The sequence below is a fragment of the Methanosarcina mangrovi genome, assembly GCF_052057765.1.
Lineage (GTDB): Archaea > Halobacteriota > Methanosarcinia > Methanosarcinales > Methanosarcinaceae > Methanosarcina.
The window spans coordinates 3,522,403-3,541,406 of sequence record NZ_CP195120.1 but is presented as its reverse complement, the minus strand read 5'-3'; the positions used below and the strand labels follow the sequence as shown (position 1 = coordinate 3,541,406).

The 19,004-nt window shown below is 39.8% G+C and carries 13 protein-coding genes; 10 read left to right on the top strand and 3 right to left on the bottom strand.

The features are described from left to right. Positions 1 to 375: 375 nt before the first annotated feature. The 8 genes from iorA (at position 376) to ACSAZL_RS15655 (ending at position 8,900) form a co-directional block, all read left to right on the top strand. Entirely contained in the window at positions 376 to 2,178 is a 1,803-nt protein-coding gene (gene iorA, locus ACSAZL_RS15690; RefSeq protein WP_440945548.1) for an indolepyruvate ferredoxin oxidoreductase subunit alpha, read from the top strand. Then, positions 2,175 to 2,777 carry an indolepyruvate oxidoreductase subunit beta gene (locus ACSAZL_RS15685; RefSeq protein ID WP_440945547.1) on the top strand — a complete coding sequence of 201 codons (603 nt, stop codon included), beginning with the start codon at positions 2,175 to 2,177 and terminating at the stop codon, positions 2,775 to 2,777. Before iorA ends, ACSAZL_RS15685 begins: the two co-directional genes overlap by 4 nt. A gap of 284 nt (positions 2,778 to 3,061) precedes the next feature. Continuing rightward, a complete protein-coding gene (locus tag ACSAZL_RS15680) occupies positions 3,062 to 3,256 on the top strand; it encodes an acyl carrier protein (protein ID WP_440945546.1) in 195 nt (64 codons plus the stop codon). Positions 3,257 to 3,272: 16 nt separating this feature from the next. After that, complete coding sequence (locus ACSAZL_RS15675; protein WP_440945545.1) at positions 3,273 to 4,751, top strand: class I adenylate-forming enzyme family protein; 1,479 nt, start codon at positions 3,273 to 3,275, stop codon at positions 4,749 to 4,751. After that, the gene (locus ACSAZL_RS15670) at positions 4,732 to 5,772 is read left to right on the top strand and encodes a hypothetical protein (RefSeq protein ID WP_440945544.1); all 1,041 of its coding nucleotides are present in this window, start codon (positions 4,732 to 4,734) and stop codon (positions 5,770 to 5,772) included. The genes ACSAZL_RS15675 and ACSAZL_RS15670 overlap by 20 nt, the downstream gene beginning before the upstream one ends. Positions 5,773 to 5,835: 63 nt before the next feature. After that, a complete protein-coding gene (gene nadE / locus ACSAZL_RS15665; RefSeq protein WP_440945543.1) occupies positions 5,836 to 6,828 on the top strand; it encodes an NAD(+) synthase in 993 nt (330 codons plus the stop codon). A 281-nt stretch (positions 6,829 to 7,109) separates the two neighbouring features. Beyond that, complete coding sequence (locus tag ACSAZL_RS15660; RefSeq protein WP_440945542.1) at positions 7,110 to 8,243, top strand: DUF362 domain-containing protein; 1,134 nt, start codon at positions 7,110 to 7,112, stop codon at positions 8,241 to 8,243. Between the two features lie 132 nt (positions 8,244 to 8,375). Next, positions 8,376 to 8,900 carry an acyltransferase gene (locus ACSAZL_RS15655; protein ID WP_440945541.1) on the top strand — a complete coding sequence of 175 codons (525 nt, stop codon included), beginning with the start codon at positions 8,376 to 8,378 and terminating at the stop codon, positions 8,898 to 8,900. Positions 8,901 to 9,119: 219 nt separating this feature from the next. Here the strand turns inward: ACSAZL_RS15655 and ACSAZL_RS15650 are convergent, their stop codons facing one another. Then, positions 9,120 to 9,704 carry a metal-dependent hydrolase gene (locus tag ACSAZL_RS15650; protein WP_440945540.1) on the bottom strand — a complete coding sequence of 195 codons (585 nt, stop codon included), beginning with the start codon at positions 9,702 to 9,704 and terminating at the stop codon, positions 9,120 to 9,122. A 1,488-nt stretch (positions 9,705 to 11,192) separates the two neighbouring features. On the opposite strand from ACSAZL_RS15650, the gene ACSAZL_RS15645 reads away from it, so the two are divergent. Beyond that, a complete protein-coding gene (locus ACSAZL_RS15645; RefSeq protein WP_440945539.1) occupies positions 11,193 to 12,092 on the top strand; it encodes a lysostaphin resistance A-like protein in 900 nt (299 codons plus the stop codon). Between the two features lie 1,414 nt (positions 12,093 to 13,506). Here the strand turns inward: ACSAZL_RS15645 and ACSAZL_RS15640 are convergent. Beyond that, positions 13,507 to 15,915 carry a PKD domain-containing protein gene (locus ACSAZL_RS15640; protein WP_440945538.1) on the bottom strand — a complete coding sequence of 803 codons (2,409 nt, stop codon included), beginning with the start codon at positions 15,913 to 15,915 and terminating at the stop codon, positions 13,507 to 13,509. Between the two features lie 663 nt (positions 15,916 to 16,578). Between ACSAZL_RS15640 and ACSAZL_RS15635 the strand changes: the two genes are divergently transcribed. Then, entirely contained in the window at positions 16,579 to 16,746 is a 168-nt protein-coding gene (locus ACSAZL_RS15635; protein ID WP_440945537.1) for a hypothetical protein, read from the top strand. Between the two features lie 333 nt (positions 16,747 to 17,079). On the opposite strand, the gene ACSAZL_RS15630 is transcribed toward ACSAZL_RS15635, so the two are convergent. Further along, positions 17,080 to 18,705, bottom strand: a complete 1,626-nt coding sequence (locus ACSAZL_RS15630) for a right-handed parallel beta-helix repeat-containing protein (protein ID WP_440945536.1) — start codon at positions 18,703 to 18,705, stop codon at positions 17,080 to 17,082. Positions 18,706 to 19,004 lie beyond the last annotated feature (299 nt).

Sequence of the window (19,004 nt, the reverse complement as noted above, 5' to 3'; positions counted from 1 at the left end):
GACTGCACCATAGCTTCTTTTCTCGGATCACCCGGAGCAGGCGGATGCGTTCACCTGTCAGGGTTTTTCTACGTCCGGGAATGCAAGCTTAACCCCGGACTTTTATTTTCCGGTTGTTTATCGGCTGTGTACTGTCAGGCCGGAACCTGGCTGGAGAAATTCCGGACAATTATCCGAAAGTATATTATTGATCGTGTTATTTTGAATAATGCAAAAGTTTCACTCAGTCTGCGGACAGCAGGTTTTATTTGCTGTGGCTGTCCTTTTCTGGACTTTCTATTATTGATTTATTGATAAAAACCATGTTTGAAATGTTTGACATGTCTGGATGTTGCTGGAGTTATATTTCATCATTATAACGCTGGAGAAAGTAAAATGACTACACGCGAGTACATGCTTGGAAACGTGGCAATCGCCCGGGGCCTTCTGGAAGGCGGCGTACAGGTAGCTGCAGGTTACCCGGGAACCCCTTCTTCGGAAATCATAGACACGCTTGCTTCCCGTGAAGACCGGGACTACTATCTAGAATGGTCGGTGAACGAAAAGGTTGCAATGGAAGTTGCAGTCGGAGCCGCATGGGCGGGAGTTCGCTCGGTGGTGACCATGAAGCACGTGGGGTTAAACGTTGCAGCCGACCCCTTCATGACCCTTGCCTATGCAGGGACAAAAGGCGGGTTGATCGCAATCGTGGCTGATGACCCCTCCTGCCACTCTTCCCAGAACGAGCAGGATACAAGGCGTTATGCCCAGTTTGCCCTTGTGCCCTGTTTTGACCCTTCGACTCCTCAGGAAGCCAAGGATATGATACCTTATGCTTTCGAGTTTTCTGAAAAATTTGAAATCCCGGTAATCTTCCGTCCCACAACCAGGATCTCTCATGGGAAATCCGATATCGAGCTCGGGGAAATTCCGACAGATAAGCCTGGACCTGATTTTGAAAAGCTTCTCGACCGTTGGGTCATGCTGCCCAAGAATGCCCGGCCCAGGCATACCCATCTCCTCTCGATCCAGCAGCCAATGGAGGATGCACTTGCAGAATCTCCCTGGAACTCCCTGGAGCTGAAACCAGATGCAAAACTCGGGGTAATAGGGGCAGGTATTGCATCCGTTTATGCAAAAGAAGCCCTGCAGGAACTGGGGCTTGAAGCTTCCTTCCTGAAGATAGGGACCTATCCTGTCCCGAAAAAGCTTATTCTGGAAATGCTTGAAACCGTAAACACTGTTCTTGTCTTTGAAGAACTTGAACCGATTGTGGAAGAGCAGGTAAAGCTGATTGCACAGGAAGCCGGCCTTCCGGTTTCCATTCTTGGAAAAGCTGGCGGTTTTGTCCCGCGAGAAGGAGAACTGGACATAAGTGCTTTCCTTGAAGCCCTTAAAAGAGCTTTCGACCTGGATGTCGAGCCTGAAACAGGAAGCATTTCCCTTGAACTTGCCCCCCGCCCGCCTGCTCTCTGTGCAGGCTGTTCTCACAGGGCAACTTTCTATTCCATGAAGAAGGTCTTTGGAAAGGATGCGGTCTACCCGAGCGATATCGGATGTTACACCCTCGGGATTCAGAGTGGGACTGTTGAGACCACGCTCTGTATGGGTTCAAGCATTAGCATTGCGTCGGGGCTTTACCATGCAGGGGAAAAGCGCCCGATCTGCTGTTCCATCGGGGACTCGACCTTTTTCCATACTGGCATGAACTCGCTCCTGAATGCGGTCTTCAACAAAGCCAATATTACGGTCACCATCCTCGACAACCGCATCACAGCCATGACCGGCCACCAGCCAAACCCCGGAGTCGGCTATACGGTTACCGGAGAGCCAACTGTCGAGGTTTCCCTTGCCGAACTCTGCAAGGCTATGGGAGCCGGGTCCGTAACTGTTGTTGACTCTTACAACCTTGAAGAGACACAGGAAGCTTTCAAAGCCGCAAAGGATTTTGAAGGCACAGCCGTGGTTATTGCAAAACAGCCCTGTGTGATCTCAGGCAAGAGGGCAGGGATCAGAAGGGTCCCGTATATTGTTGATCCCGAAAAGTGCGAAGGCTGCAAGCAGTGTGTCAAATTTGGCTGCCCTGCAATCGAATTTGATGAGGAAAACAAGCGTGCTGTTATTACTGCCCTCTGCAGCGGGTGCGGGGTCTGTGCGCAGATCTGCAAGTTTGAAGCTATCCGGGAGGTGAAGAGATGAGCCAGGGAGCAGGAGAGAAGAAAATCGACCTCCTTATCACGGGAGTCGGCGGACAGGGGGCAATCCTTGCATCTGACATCATTGGAAAAGCCGCAGTCGTTTCAGGGACCCCTATCCGGGCGGCAGAGACCCATGGCATGGCACAGCGCGGAGGCTCGGTTGTAAATCACATAAGACTGGGTTCCGATCTCGGGTCAATAATCCCTAAAAAAGGTGCAGACATCATGCTTGCCCTTGAGCCCATGGAAGCAGTCCGGTATCTTGATTTCCTGAAGGACGGCGGAGTAGTTATCGTAAACACGCAGACAGTCATCCCGGTAACCGTTACTTCCGGAATGGCAAAGTACCCTGAGGTCCAGGAAATCCTTGACGTCCTGTCTGAAAAATACATAGTCAAAGCCTTTAATGCGGACGAACTGGCTTATGAGGCCGGGAGCAGGCTTGCAATGAACGTGGCAATGGTCGGGGCAGTTTCCGGTTACCTGCCCATCCCGAAAGAAGCTTTGCTAGAGAGTGTGAAAGCTCTTGTGCCGCAGAAGACAATTGAGATTAATGTCAGGGCTTTTGAGATGGGGAGAAGAAAAGTCGAAGAGAGTTAAACTTAGAGGAGGCGTAAGCCTTCTACTTTTCTTATTTGTATCTGTTCATCCAATAATTATGTTGTTTTAAATATTTCTCTTCTATATAATAAAATCCAAATACTGTGATGATTGAAAAGCAGGTTTTGGATTAAATAGGGAAAAATACACTCAATTAATATAGAATTAACTTTATAGAGTGGATCTATGACAGTATATGACCCGCTAAGTGAAAACGAAGGAGATTGCGGCATATGGAGCAGATAAAAAATTGTATAACTGATTATCTGAAGGCTAATTCTTTTATGGACAAAGACACTCACCTGAAAGACAGTGATTCTCTCACTCAAAATGGTATCATAGATTCTATTGGTCTGCTCGAACTGATAGACTATATCTCTGAGAAATATTCTATCGAAATTCCAGAAGATATGCTTACACCGGAAAATTTTGACACGTTACAGGGAATTAGTAGCATGATACACAAATTGGTGAAGTGAACCGAAGTGAAAAGCCATGCGAATCGATGCGTATATCACAGAATACGCCAGAAAAACTCCCCTAAATATTGCCCTTGAAGAAGGTAAAAATTCAATTTCTTATAGCTGTCTCGAAAGAGATATAAGTGATATTTCTTTACTCCTTATGGATTTTAAGCATTGCAGATTTGCGATACTGGCAGAATCCGGCATACAGTACGTAAAATTACTCATGGCTGTGTACAGGTCAGAAAACATCGCAATTTCTCTGCCAATAGAATTTCCAAAGTTTAGTCTTGAGCGAATCCTTGATTCTGCCCATATCAACAATATAATAACGACAGATACTCAGTATGCGAGGTTTGGGGAGAGGTTTTTTGAGCGTTTTGGGACACCAATCGTTGTTTCCGGCGATACGTCAGTAAAGATCCTTCGTAAAGAGGTCAAAGCCGAAAACAACGCCCCTGGAATGCGGCTGGTTCTATACACGTCGGGAACGACAGGCACTCCAAAAGGGGTCATGTTGAGTGATAGAAATCTCATATCAAATGGAGAATCAATAATCGAGGTTCTGAACATAACTTCTAAAGATAAAGGGGCATTGGTAATATCTCCTCACCACGCTTTTGGAAATTCTATACTTGATTCCCATCTGATGGTCGGTGGTTCTATCCGAGTTGGAAACATGAATTTTATGAGTTCGGTTTTTAATCTGATAGAAACGGGAGTATCAATCTTCTACGGGGTACCCAGCACCTATCGCATGCTTCTCAGGTATCCGGATAGATTCCGAAAAGCTTTTGCCAGTGTCAGAACTGCCGCTTCAGCAGGCGGAGGCATGGATAGGGCGATTGTAAAAGAGATCAGGGAACTTGCGCCCGGGCTTGAGATCCTGCCAATGTATGGGCAAACCGAAGCTACAGCAAGGCTTGCTTACGTGCCAGCAGAAGAAGCGGATAAATTCATTGACACGATCGGAAAAGCTATTCCCGGAGTTACTCTTGAGGTTTTCGATTCAGAATGCAGACCCGTAGGGCCAGACATAACAGGCGAACTGGTCGCCAGAGGCGAGAACATCCTGCTAGGCTATCTTGACGATGAAATCGCCACTGAGAATAAGATCGTAAATGGATGGCTCCATACCGGAGATCTTGCGCGAAAACTGCCCAACGGGTATATCCAGCTTCTTGGACGCAAGGATGACCTTCTAAAAATTGGGGATCATCGTGTGAACCCCAGAGAAATTGAGAAACATATCGAGGAAAACAACAGGGTTTCCAGGGTTTTTGTGGTGCCTGTAGCCCATGAACTTATGGGAACTGCGATCAGCCTCATGGTCATACCTACAGAAGAGACAGAAATCGAGAATTTGTTTGCGTTCTGCAGGAAGAGTCTTCCAGGTTACCTTTGCCCGAGAGAAATACTGTTTATCGACCATCTTCCGTTGAGTGAAAACGGGAAAATATCCAATCGGTCTATAATAGAGGAATACCAACATGTCAAAGCTAGTGTGTAAAAAGTGTATCCTGGATTCGGATATTCCAGGTATAACTATTAATAAGGAAACCGGTCTCTGCCATTTCTGTGAGATATATGCTCCTCTTTCTTCCCGGGAAAAGACGGAGTATCTTACAAAAATTGAAGAACTTTTTGAGGAACATAGGGGGAAAGGTGATTACGATGTTATTTATGCACTTTCCGGGGGAAAAGACTCTTCCTACACGCTTTACAAACTAAAAAAAGACTATCCTTTCCTGAAAGTGCTGGCTGTTCAGTTCGATAATGAGTTCATTTCCGAAGGCGCAATAAAAAATGCAAAAAAGATGTGTGAGATCACAGGCTCCGATTATTTCCAGCTGACAATGGAAAAGGAAATCCTCTGCGATACATTCAGAAAAGCAGCTGACTCGTATGATGCGTTTCCCAGGTTCGCTAAATACAGGGCCAGTGATATATGCAATATCTGTATCGCTATCATCAAACAGAAACTGATAGAACAGGCTATTATTCGGAAAGCACCTTTTATTGTTTTTGCTTTCACAGCCGGGCAGTCTCCAAATCCCATAATCAACCTGTCAGCTAATTTCATACAATGGTCAAGGAACCTTTTTGAAAAACAACTTCAAAAAATAGGTGTTGATGATAGGGATGAGCAGTTTATTATTAAAAATGAGGTTATCAAACAGATAGGCGGGATTGCCCCATCCATTCTGCACCCGCTCTGTCTATGGGAATATAGTGAAGATAAAGTGCTGGACACACTTCTGAAAATTGGATGGGAACAACCTGGCATCAATGATAGTAATTCAACCAACTGTACATTGAATGCTTTTGCCTGCTATAACCACCTGGAAAAATATGGCTTCCATCCATACGCTTTTGATATAGCAGGGCTTGTCCGAAGCGGGGAAATGTCCAGGGAGGAGGGAATTGAAAAAATCAGCCAGGAGCTTTCAAGACCATTAATAGAAGAAGCTGCAAAGAAGCTTCAAGTGGAAATTAAAATAATTGAAAATAATAAACTTAAAAAATTTTAACTAATATCGGATTTAAGATTACAATCCAATATTAATTGAAAATACTAGTCTGGTGGTGAAAAATTGGATGTAAATATAATGGGAGAGCTCACAAGGGATATTGAAAATGCAGCCTTAAGCCTCAAGGGCTTTATAAGAGAGCAGGTTACGGTTTTTAAGAAAAAAGGAGTTGTTCTGGGAGTTTCCGGAGGCGTTGACTCAGCCGTAGCCCTTACCCTCTGCGTACAGGAGTTTGGCAAGGAAAACGTATACGGTCTTCTTCTCCCTGAGAAGGAGTCGGCTCCTTCCAGCAAAACCCTGGGAGCGGAAATCTGCGAAAGCCTGGGAGTTGCATATGAGGAAGTCCCCATTTCTCCAATTCTGGAAGCCCTTAATATTTATGAGAAGAAAGACCAGGTTCTAAAGCGTGCCTGTCCCGAATATGATCCCGGAATCCACAAGACTTCACTTGTTCTGCCTAATTTCCTTGACCTGGAACTTTTGAATGTTCCTTATATTCGACTGATAAAGGACGGGGAAACGGTTTCCAAACACAGGTTGAAGGCGAATGACTATCTTGAACTTATCGGGCTTCAGGGTGCCAAACAGCGGTCCAGAATGTTAGTTCAGTATATGTATGCTGAAAAGATGAACTACGTTGTTTGCGGCACAACCAACAAAACCGAAGTTGTCCTGGGCCAGTATGTGAAATACGGGGACGGTGGCGTGGATCTCGAGCCGCTTGCAGACTGCTATAAGACTCAGATCTATGCTCTGGCAAAACACCTCAAGGTAAATGAGGAAATCATAAAGCGCCCGCCAAGTGCCGACACCTGGAGCCACTATACGACTGACGAGGAGTTTTACTGGCGTATGCCCATGCATCTTATAGACCAGCTCCTGTATGCCCAGGAACATAAACTGTCTTTAGAGACAACTGAAAAGAATACAGGGCTTCCCGGAGATACTATAGAAAAAGCCTGGAGGCATATTAACCGGGTAAAAGATACCACAGAGTATATACGGGCTGTCCCACCTGTATACTACTTAACAGATAAGCTTGAGAAATGTAGATGACTAAAGGCAAATGTAGATGACTGAAGGCAAAGTCGCAAATGTCCCAAACTAAGGATTTTGTGGCTTTGCCCGAAGCAGAAATTAACAAAGCTGGTCTTGAACCACATCTGAATGATTCACAGTCGGAAAGCTATTCTAAAAATGGTATTGTTCTTTGAGCTTGTCTTTTCCAATCGATGCAGGATGTAATGTTGTTTCAGAGAGAAAGATGAAGCGATTGTAATTTAATATCGATCATTTTAATTTAATACAGATTGATTCAGTAAATCAAGTGTGTAATTATGAATACCAGGGTTTCTATTGTTCGCTGTAATGATTATTCAAAAGTAAATGATGCGGTTAGAGAATCGCTCAATCTGATAGGCGGCCTTGAAAAGATTATATCTCCCGGCGACCGCGTACTTCTCAAACCCAATGTACTTGCCATTCGGCCTCCGGAGGATTCTGTCACAACCCATCCGGCAGTAGTCTCCGCAATGTGCGAACTGGTTTCAGAAGTAGGAGGTATTCCAGTTATAGGGGACGGTTCCGGAATTATAGGACCCGGAGCTACCAGCACTTCGCAGGCTTTTAAAGTGTCAGGTGTCGAAGATGTCGCTTCCAGCTGCGGTGCGGAACTCATCAATTTTGAAACCTCAGGGTATGTTGAGGTCGATGTCCCCAACTCCAGGCAGTTTTCGCGTCTTCATATCTCAAAAGCCGTACTTGATGCAGATGTAATAATTTCTCTTCCCAAGCTCAAAACACATGAACTCACTCTTTATACAGGAGCGGTCAAAAATTTCTTTGGCACTATTCCTCAGAAAACAAGAAAGCAGGCACATGCCCTTGAAAACCGTACCCGTTTTGGAGAGGCAATTGTTGACATCTATTCTGTTGTCAAACCTCAGCTTGTGGTTATGGATGGCGTGGTCGGGATGGAGGGCAACGGTCCTTCGAGAGGTACATCTGTCCTTACAGGTGTGATCATGGCGAGTTATGACTGTGTAGCCCTGGATATCGTAGCTTCCGAGCTCATAGGAATTGACCCTTTAAAAGTTCCTACAAACAGAGCTGCACTTTCAAGGGGATTTGGGGCAGAACATCCGGAGATTGCAGGAGTATCTCTGGAAGAAGTAAAGGTCAGGTTTAAAATGCCAGAAGGAGGAATTACTGCCTACGTCCCTTCTTTCCTCATGAGAATCCTCCGAAAGCAGTTAATTGTAAAACCTTTTATCAACACATCAGGCTGTGTGCTTTGTAAAGCCTGCGTTTTGAATTGTTCGGTGCATGCTATAGAAGAAGCAGACGGAGTCCTCAAAATCAACCCGGAAAAATGCATCCATTGTTATTGTTGTCGCGAACTTTGCCCTAATGATGCAGTGGAAATAAAGAAATCATTGCTTTTGAGGTTTGTAACCAGAAATAAAAGTTAAAAGAAGTTATTTTAAACTAATTGCTGCATCAATATTAGTTCATATATGGACCGAAGGAAAGAGGTATTTGTTGGTGAAGAAGTATGGTAAGTAATTAAATGGTTTTCACCGCAAAGTTGTGAAGGTAATATCATGATATCTGACAGAGATAAAGTCACTTTTGGGGAAGTAGCCGGTTATCATCATAGTAATACATTCCTGTTTGGAATAAGGTATTTTAAGAATTGGATTTTGGAACTACTTGCATCAAACGCTCCTGTTCCTTCCTGGAGAGCAAGACTGCATAAAATGCGGGGTGTAAATATTGGGAAAAATGTGTACGTCGGTTATGGTGTAGTTTTTGATCGTATTCATCCTGAATTAATCACAATAGGGGATTATGCAGAAATCGGGGATAGGTGTATACTATCTGCCCATACAAGAGGTAGTTTAACTACAAGACAGGCATATCCGAGAAGTACGGCTCCTATAAAAATTGGGCGTGGGGTTTCTGTAAACCCCGGATGTATAATTACTCAGGGAGTCGAAATTGGAGAAAATTCCATCATAGGAATCGGGTCCGTAGTTTCCCGAGACATTTCTCCGAACAGTCTGGCTCTGGGTTATCCGGCTAGAGTTGTTAAAAAGCTTGATGGTGTAGGTGAGCTTCAAACCTGATTTTGACAGTTCTTGCTGTCTTCCGAAGATTTATATTTTTTTATATCTCCTCTTATTTTAAAAGTTCAAATTCTTTCTTCTGGTTCTATTTCTGGAAACTCTGGGCTTTATGTTTGTTGTTCTCAGCAGCTAACTCTCAAGCCCTGAGTATATTAAAATAAAAATGAGATGAGAAAATAAGGTGAAATCTGAAGAAAATAGGCTACTTTTGAAAACAGGCTACTTTTCCGGCTTGTATTTGAACTCGAAACCAAGTTTATCCAGGGCAAACAGCGTCATCATTATTACAATGCAAACAAAAAAGACCGATACAAAAGATGCTATCATATAACGAAAAAGTCCGATTTCCTGAAAACTTACATCCATCAATGAAAATACACTGACCTTTCCATTGTATACAGGGTAAAAGTACTCACATCCGCCTTCCCCTATATCATCAAGCAATAGATGAGTAAGAAAAGCAGCTTCTCCAAAAAGCCCCAGATATATTGCCTTTCCAAACTTCCCATATGCAAGATATCCTACAAGCGTTCCGAAAAGGAATGCGATAGGACTGAATAAAAATGAATGTGTTGCTATCGGGCCTATCCAGCAGTGTTCGAAAGTGCCGTGTACCGGTAGATTATAAGCGATCATACTATCCGGAAGTAGTGTGCCTAAACTGCCAACAAATAGTAGAGGTAAGAGCTGGATCAGATCCCCGGACGAAAGCTCCCTGCGAAAAACTGATCTGGCAGCAGCGTAGACTGCTACTGCACTGACACAGAACACAAAGAACAGAACATGTGAGACTGGGTAGGGCATAACAATACACTTTTTTGAATATACTGATCAAAAAGCAAGTTTTAAAAATATATAAGACTTGTCACAATAATCAAAGGAAAGTTTAAATTGGATTTAATTTTTGAGAAATTATAATTTTTTTCATTTTCCAAATACTGTTCGTACATGGACATAAAATGCGTATCTGGAAGGGAATTAAATACTTACCTGAAAAGCATTGAACCTGACTGATATATTACGAAAAATTCGTAAGTGTTGCAAATTTGATGTATACTCTAAGTCAAATTTTTAAGCGCTGTGCCGGAAACTAATAGAAAGTCTTCCATCTGAATTTTGATCTATGTCCAAATGAAGCGCTGCTGAGACATATACGCAAACTATCATAGCAATTGAAACAAAGTAACAGTAAATTCCGCTCAGATCCATTTTTCCCACCTTTCCTTTTTTCTCACCCTCTTTACAAAGATGACTGTCAATTCCCATTTTTTATATCATTATTTTTACTCTCAGTGAGAACAGCCCACACTTTTTTGTCCACTTTTCTCTCACGGTAGTTTATCAACTCTCTCATCATTAATTTGCTCGTAAGTGCTAGTTTCAATCCTTATTTATACGGATCCTACTAGGAAACTAAAATAAGTTTTAATTTTATATATACATGTCGTTTTTGTTTTGGTATTATAGTGGATCTTGCTTGCGAATATTTATCAATTTTTATATTTATATAACTCTATATATATTAGTTCCAATCTACCTGAAAAACTTTAAACCAGTTTTTGGTATGAGCTCCGAAATTTTCATTGGCTCGAAATTGTAGCAAAGTATTGATTTCTGGTTAAGATTAGAGATTTGGTACCTATTTTTCTCTCCATTGTTCTAATGTAGGCAAGAAAATTCCTTCTTCAGCGTTTTCTTTAATTATATTCATTTTTAGCAATGTTGCAGGTATGCTGGACAAAAAAACGGTTGCTAATATCGGTGAGTAACCAGGCATCTGTTATAGAAATAAAGTGAGGATGAAACTGAAAGAATATTGTAAATTCTATTTGGAGTTTAAATCAAAAATTGCTTCCTGATTCAGCGTAATTTGTAAAGTTAACATTCGAAATTATATGTGCGTAAATATCAATAAAAATTTATATGGGATCTGCAATAATAGCGTATATTCACTATTCGGTAAGTATAAGTCTTAATTTATATGAGCTTTCTATAATGTTTTTGATCATTCGATAAATAAGCATCATTCTAAATCTGGTTAGCGTCTGAAACAAATCTCAAGAAATATATAATGGTATTCTTTTATTCTCTATTAACATAAAGGATTGGGTGTTTTACAGTAAAAATACTATAAATGAACAAATCAAGAAAAAGTAAATTATTTTTCAAAAATAGGCTCTCAAATTTCAGGACAGTATAATATCCTATAATCCAGGTAGAAACTTGTCAGATATTTTAAATAAACGTAAAATAATTCTGAACTCTCTTCTATTTTAAAAAGGAGTAGCTCCCGTGAAAAAATTAATTGATTCCCACAAAAAGAAAAAAGAATCGAACTCTCAAATCATCAATTCTTCTCTGATTCTGACTTTACTGGCAATTTTTCCTTCAATTGTAAGACCTAAGGGAATGATTCTGGAAAAAGTAGAGTCAAAAGACTTCCGACTATATATTGCAATCCCAATCCTTTGTATGGCCTTAGCCGAACTTCTATTCTTTTCGGGCAGAATAGCAGTAGCTATATGTGTACATATTGGAATCCTAATTGCTCTATCTCTCTCAAATATATTCATAATAGATCCCAAAATCCATAAAATATACATGCCTTTAATGCTTCTCCCGCTCCTTAGACTTATAAACCTTTCAACACCTGTCTTTTTTGAGACCACTCTTTATTCATTTATCTTCACGTACATTCCTTTAGCAGTCTCAGTAGCAGTTATAATAGCATACCAATCGTATTCACTCGAAGAAATTGGTGTTACCACAAAGAATCTTCCTACCTATATGTTTCTCTCTGTGCCCCTTGGTTTTTTTTTGGGGCTTGGAGAATATCTGATCATCCGCCCAGAGTATCTGATTCCTGATCTTACTTTTGGAAATCTTTTTAAACTCACTTTTCTTATGGTTTTTTTAGTGGGGCTGGTAGAGGAACTTCTCTTCCGATCAATCTTGCAGACCAGATTTGAGAAAGTATTGGGTGTACGAGAAGCTCTTATAATTACAAGTCTCCTGTTTGGGCTTATGCACTCAGGATATGGTACTTTCTATGAGATTTTCTATACTGTTTTTGCTGGGTTCGTTATAGGGGCTCTCTTTTACAAGACAAAAAGTCTGCCCTTTATTACTGTTTTGCATGGTTTCGCCAATGTTTTCCTTTTCGGCATTTTGCCCCATCATCTGATCGGTTGAGCATCATTCAGATTTTTTTGAACAATTTTCCTATTTATTCTCCAAAAACCTTAGAGCTTTCTTAATTCTTCGTTCTCGCAATATCTGCAAATAGCCTCAAATCGGGGGAATTGAAACAAAGAGGAAGTTAAATTTAGAAAACGAGTTAAAAAGAAAAATCAGATCGGGAAAAAAATATACAAATAGGGTTTGTCTACATTATTGAATAAAAAGAAAGGTTTTCTTTAAAGGCCTGAATCGGATAAAATTCTTATGGCTTTGTAAACGATGACCATTGCAAAACATAAAACTAAAGGTATAATTGTCAGGTTAAAAGAATTATCAAGATCTTTGCTTCCTATTTTGGACTGAGAAAGGATTACTTTCAGAGAAAGGATAATCATAAGCCCTATCATCACTAAAGTCCAATATTGAGGAAGGTCAGGACTTGTAATCATAGAAACCGTAATCGAGGAGTTCATATTTGAAGCAGTTACACTCGGCGAAATAAAGGTAGATGATACTGAGTTTAATAACATAAAAATACCCTATAAACAACAAAATGCATCAGGTAAAGGTTTGTAAACTTATTGAGTTAATTGTACTCTACTCAAGTAACTATATTACTGGAGTAGTGGCACAGTATATTATAAAAAACTTTTCCTCTATGTTCCTGGCTTTAATTGTATATTGTCCTTTTTTGCTCTTAATTACAGTTGTTTTTCCTTCATAATGCTTCGCTTTCTGTGTAAGCAAGTATGAAAAAGATAAAAGCTTCACAGGCATGTTCAGGGAACAACTACCCATATATGCAGCAAAGTTCGCAGAAAACTGACAATCCTATTTGAGTAATATTATTCCGGCAGTATACTTTCAATAAAAAGAAAAATCTCTCCAACTCGTTCTGATGAATGGGATATTGGTTATGGAAACTGCAAAAGTAATCGGAATGAAGACCTTTACTCCACATTAAAGGAAAATGAGTCCAAACAGATATTATAAAGTGACTCAAAAAATTCCTTTTCACCGGCTTTCCAGGCGAGATTTTGACTGATTTTGAATACTGAGAAATTTTTTAAAAAATTCACCGAGCTAACCACTCACAGTTTATCTTATTTGTATAATAGGAACTCTGCCTGTCATTCTTATTTGAATTCCAGGCAAGTTTCCCAGTAGCCGAGATTCTGAAAAAAGTAATCAACTTTCTTCTATCTTTCTTTTCGTCATTTCTTTTTTGACCTGTCGATTTGGATTCTCATTAGAGGCAGTAATATGTCCAACCAAGGTTTAGTGTCATTGTCAGTTTCATTTTCTGCCATTATGATAGCAGTGTGTTTCCTATATTACTGAACATGTGTGCACTGGATTTTTGCCTAATAACGGTCACTTTTATACAACTGCTTTTGTCATTTTTCAACTGACTAATTTTTCAATTTTATTCAAACTGCATAGTCCTTGCTCCTGTTCTGATTAGCCATTTTGTTACCATACTGTTGCCTGCGGAGTTTGTTGCTTTGAGCGTTATCGAGTAGTTTCCTGCTGATGAATATGTATGTGTCGGGTTCTTAGCTGTTGAAGTTGTTCCGTCTCCAAAGTTCCATTCCCATGCAGTGGGCGAGTTTGCACTTGTGTCGGTAAAGACAATATTTAAGGGTACACTTCCGGAAGTAACACTACTGCTGAAATTTGCAACCGGTTTTTGTACAGCATTCACCTCCTCTACATCAAACTGCATAGTCCTTGCCCCTGTTCTGATTAGCCATTTTGTTACCGTACTGCTGCCTGCAGAATTTGTTGCTTTGAGCGTTATCGAGTAGTTTCCTGCTGATGAATATGTATGTGTCGGGTTCTTAGCTGTTGAAGTTGTTCCGTCTCCAAAGTTCCATTCCCATGCAGTGGGCGAGTTTGCACTTGTGTCGGTAAAGACAATATTTAAGGGTACACTTCCGGAAGTAACACTACTGCTGAAATTTGCAACCGGTTTTTGTGAAGAAGCTGCGGTCACTTTTATGTAACTTGACTTTGTTACCGTGTTACTGCCTGCAGTGTTGCTCGCTGTAAGCGTTACCGTATAGCTTCCTGCTGATGAATATGTATGTGTCGGGTTCTTAGCTGTTGAAGTTGTTCCGTCTCCAAAGTTCCATTTCCATGCAGTGGGTGAGTTTGTACTTGTGTCAGTAAAGACTACATTTAAGGGTGCATTTCCTGAAACTGGTGATGCAGAAAATGCAGCAACAGGAACTTTGAATGCCTGGTTTCCGTTAATGACTTGGTTCCCGCTAACTAAAACATTCTGGATGTCTTTGATTGTAATTTCTGAACCTGGATTAGTGGGATATACATTTACTAAGATATTATTTTGTACTTTGACTACGCCGTTTGTGAATGAATTCCCGTCAATATATATCCCGTCTCTTTTGATATTTTCAAAAGTATTGTCAGAAATTTGTAAATTTACTCCGTTTATATGGAACTTCTGATATACTCCTTGATACGAGATGTCACTAAACTGATTCCCGCTTATTTCTATGTTCTTGAAACTCTCATAGTTTGGGAAAATAATTCCATATTCTCCACCTTTTTGAACATTATTCGTAATCGTAAGCGTATTGCCAATCCCATTTTCGCCTCCTTGATAAGTACATCCAGAAATTCCATTCATAAGATTATCTTTTATTATATGGGTTCCGTCGTTTACACTGCCTCGTCTTGCAACTGCCCCGTATCCACCATAAACTTCGTTCTCTGTAAACTCTGAATATTGAGCTCCGTCAAGAAACGCAAAGAAATAAGGAAGCTGCGGGTATATCTTATTTTTAGTTACTATATAGTTAATAGTAACAGGATGAGCATCGATAACATTAGCGCCGTTAATATTTGCCCCTATCAGAGTATTGCTCGCAATATAAACATCTCGATTTAAAGCTTTGCGTTCATTCGTATTGCCTGTTATAGCATGTCTGCAGTTTTCTATGTGATTATTTTCAATATTAACAAAAGCCGATCCGCTCCACACTGCTACTCCATATCCGCTCCCCGGAAGAATTGAATTGTATATTTCGTTATTTTTAGCATCCACGTTAAAACAGGAGTAGAAGGAGAGAGCAGCCAATCCACTGTCTTTGAACCATGAGTCCGTAACAGAACTATCTTTACAATACCTCAGGGCCAGACCATGATGAGATGTTGTAGCACCACTATCTTGTATTCTTATATTTTTAATATGTATCTCAATGGGTCTGTATACTTCAACCTGAACTGTCTCACTCAATTTGTAGTCTCTCAAAAGCGGCTGATTTAAAGTGATAACGTTTCCATTCACGCTTTGTACTGCATATATTTCTCCTGTCATTTGGTCCGGGTAGTCCAAAGGACACCATTGAACATTTTTCCAAATCTTTATCAGGTCATTCTGGCGAACCTGTGAAGCATCGGTTAGAGTAATCTGAGATGAACCTTTTTGAGCGTCAGCAGAGAGAGGTTCGTTTGTGATCATTGACCCGGTGAAAAAAATTGTACTACTCTGACTTTCGGCAGTTTGAAGATGAAGAGTAACTTCCCCTTCGCCTACTATGTTCAGACTCTTATCTTTTTGAGATATTTGTTGTGTTATATAGTAGTCCCCTTCGCGAATAGTTATGGTATCTCCGCTTTTTGAGTTATCTAGCGCCGCCTGAATGCAAGCGGCGTCGTTCTTATAATCGGATGTCAGATAAAGACCGGAAACCGCCGGTTGAGCATCGTCGTCAATTACGATGTTTGATGCCAGAGCAGCAGGACTACTTAGAGTAAGGTATAAAAGAGCAAAAGCAAACACTGTCACATAGTTTTTTAAATTTTTCATTAGAAAGCCCCCCAAGCTTGATTAAATCTCCATATAAAGTTCGTCCATAGTATCCACTCAACCATAATTCCCAAAGACAGTAGATTTTAAATCCAAGTCTCACTGGTAATGAAAAATATAATCTTTCTTTAAACCTCCCGATTTAAATGGAAGATATATTTTCATACGATTGAGTGAATTTTATGTGTTTTTTTCGACAAACAGTTCAAACTTAAAAAGTCTGTTCTGCGGCTTTATGTACTTTTCACTTTTTCAAAAGACAAATGTTAATCAATGCATTTTATTTGACTATCCATCATGGCAGTAACCTTAACTATCAAACTTAAGGTTAATTGGAAAGTATTATCATAAAATGCAGAGAATTACCCCCTCGTTATTTGTCTGAAAAAGTTAAGAAAGTATTTCAAGTATAAATAGATCTTTCTTCTATAAAAAATTTCTCTATAGCATTTCTCTAACGATTTGTTTGTTAAACTTATGATATATTTATGGTGTCTATGGATTTTGTTTCTATCAAAATATGCCATAGATATACAGTTACATTTAGATCAATAAAAGGTCCAAATGTTACTAATGAATTCTCTCAAAAACTTCACCACTCTCTTTTAGAATTTTAGGAATAGAGCAAAAAAGCTACCATGTACTTTCATAGTAGTTCTTTGTATGTCTGTAGCATCCACAATAATGAACGCAGATTCTTTCAATACTGCTGATAACAAATTCGGGTCTAGTGATAGCGAGAACAGTCACATGCTTTTGATAGTTATTGCAGTCAATAGTACTAATAATGTTGACAGTTACAATGAAGATCTTGAGAATATAAGAGAATGATCAGATCGCTCTTTGCCCAAAAACAATCTATTTTGCTTCCGAAAGCTGCACTCTCTATGCAAGTATATATGAAAAACAAAGGCTTAGTAGGCATAGATCGGAAATTACTGCCTATATATGCGGAACAGATTACCTGCTGAAAAAATAGAATTCTACTTTCGAAGTTAGAAATTATGAATCTTATGTTTTGGTACTTATACCGAAAATAAGAACGAAAAAAGTTCTTACAAGTAGATAAGACCTGTATTTTTCGAGTAATCGCTGTTTTTAAAACTCTCGTTATAGGAACTTTACGATTCTTATCCTTTTAAGCAAACAGTTCTATTTTTCTCTTTATTGTGTTGGGGGTTCCGAAAGTGCAGCAACAGGAACTTTGAATGCCTGGTTTCCGCTAACTAAAACATTCTGGATGTCTTTGATTGTAATTTCTGAACCTGGATTAGTGGGATATACATTTACTAAGATATTATTTTGTACTTTGACTACGCCGTTTGTGAATGAATTCCCGTCAATATATATCCCGTCTCTTTTGATATTTTCAAAAGTATTGTCAGAAATTTGTAAATTTACTCCGTTTATATGGAACTTCTGATATACTCCTTGATACGAGATGTCACTAAACTGATTCCCGCTTATTTCTATGTTCTTGAAACTCTCATAGTTTGGGAAAATAATTCCATATTCTCCACCTTTTTGAACATTATTCGTAATCGTAAGCGTATTGCCAATCCCATTTTCGCCTCCTTGATAAGTACATCCAGAAATTCCATTCATAAGATTATCTTTTATTATATGGGTTCCGTCGTTTACACTGCCTCGTCTTGCAACTGCCCCGTATCCACCATAAACTTCGTTCTCTGTAAACTCTGAATATTGAGCTCCGTCAAGAAACGCAAAGAAATAAGGAAGCTGCGGGTATATCTTATTTTTAGTTACTATATAGTTAATAGTAACAGGATGAGCATCGATAACATTAGCGCCGTTAATATTTGCCCCTATCAGAGTATTGCTCGCAATATAAACATCTCGATTTAAAGCTTTGCGTTCATTCGTATTGCCTGTTATAGCATGTCTGCAGTTTTCTATGTGATTATTTTCAATATTAACAAAAGCCGATCCGCTCCACACTGCTACTCCATATCCGCTCCCCGGAAGAATTGAATTGTATATTTCGTTATTTTTAGCATCCACGTTAAAACAGGAGTAGAAGGAGAGAGCAGCCAATCCACTGTCTTTGAACCATGAGTCCGTAACAGAACTATCTTTACAATACCTCAGGGCCAGACCATGATGAGATGTTGTAGCACCACTATCTTGTATTCTTATATTTTTAATATGTATCTCAATGGGTCTGTATACTTCAACCTGAACTGTCTCACTCAATTTGTAGTCTCTCAAAAGCGGCTGATTTAAAGTGATAACGTTTCCATTCACGCTTTGTACTGCATATATTTCTCCTGTCATTTGGTCCGGGTAGTCCAAAGGACACCATTGAACATTTTTCCAAATCTTTATCAGGTCATTCTGGCGAACCTGTGAAGCATCGGTTAGAGTAATCTGAGATGAACCTTTTTGAGCGTCAGCAGAGAGAGGTTCGTTTGTGATCATTGACCCGGTGAAAAAGATCCCACTATTACAACTCTCGGCAATTTGGAGATGAAGAGTAACATTTCCTTCGCCTGTTATGTTTAGACTCTTATTTTTTTGATATATTTGTTTTGTTATATAGTAGTCTCCTTCGCGGATAACGATGGTATCTCCGCTTTTTGCGTTATCCAGTGCTGCCTGAATGCAAGCTGTGTCGTCAGTATTATCAGATGTCAGATAAAAACCGGAGACTGCTGGTTGAGCATCATTGTCAATTATGATATTTTTTGGCACCACAGCAGCAGGACTACTTACAATGATATATAAAATAGTAAGAACTAATAATGACACATAAACTTTTAGTAGTTCCATTAGGTTTCATCCCAAAACTTGATTTAACATCGATATTGCTGTTAACACTATAATTTCAAGTATGATATTTCTCTGATTTCATACTTGGAAATTCTTACTCACATGAGTCTGTCTTTTTCTTGCCCGTCTACATTTTCATTGGTTATAAACCTTGAATGAATTAAGTCAATTATCACTTTCGAAGCTATAATTAATTCTTTAAAAATGCAATTTACGAGTGAGTTTACATTAATAATGTTCTTACTTTTAATGAGTATATTTATAATTAATTATATTTCTGGTTATGCATGTTTTATCCT

Coding starts and splice junctions, on each gene's coding strand:
- ACSAZL_RS15630 (WP_440945536.1), bottom strand. CDS start 18,705: ATGGAACTACTAAAAGTTTATGTGTCATTATTAGTTCTTACTATTTTA.
- ACSAZL_RS15655 (WP_440945541.1), top strand. CDS start 8,376: ATGATATCTGACAGAGATAAAGTCACTTTTGGGGAAGTAGCCGGTTAT.
- ACSAZL_RS15675 (WP_440945545.1), top strand. CDS start 3,273: ATGCGAATCGATGCGTATATCACAGAATACGCCAGAAAAACTCCCCTA.
- ACSAZL_RS15640 (WP_440945538.1), bottom strand. CDS start 15,915: ATGAAAAATTTAAAAAACTATGTGACAGTGTTTGCTTTTGCTCTTTTA.
- ACSAZL_RS15685 (WP_440945547.1), top strand. CDS start 2,175: ATGAGCCAGGGAGCAGGAGAGAAGAAAATCGACCTCCTTATCACGGGA.
- iorA (WP_440945548.1), top strand. CDS start 376: ATGACTACACGCGAGTACATGCTTGGAAACGTGGCAATCGCCCGGGGC.
- ACSAZL_RS15670 (WP_440945544.1), top strand. CDS start 4,732: ATGTCAAAGCTAGTGTGTAAAAAGTGTATCCTGGATTCGGATATTCCA.
- ACSAZL_RS15650 (WP_440945540.1), bottom strand. CDS start 9,704: ATGCCCTACCCAGTCTCACATGTTCTGTTCTTTGTGTTCTGTGTCAGT.
- ACSAZL_RS15660 (WP_440945542.1), top strand. CDS start 7,110: ATGAATACCAGGGTTTCTATTGTTCGCTGTAATGATTATTCAAAAGTA.
- ACSAZL_RS15680 (WP_440945546.1), top strand. CDS start 3,062: ATGGACAAAGACACTCACCTGAAAGACAGTGATTCTCTCACTCAAAAT.
- ACSAZL_RS15635 (WP_440945537.1), top strand. CDS start 16,579: ATGTCTGTAGCATCCACAATAATGAACGCAGATTCTTTCAATACTGCT.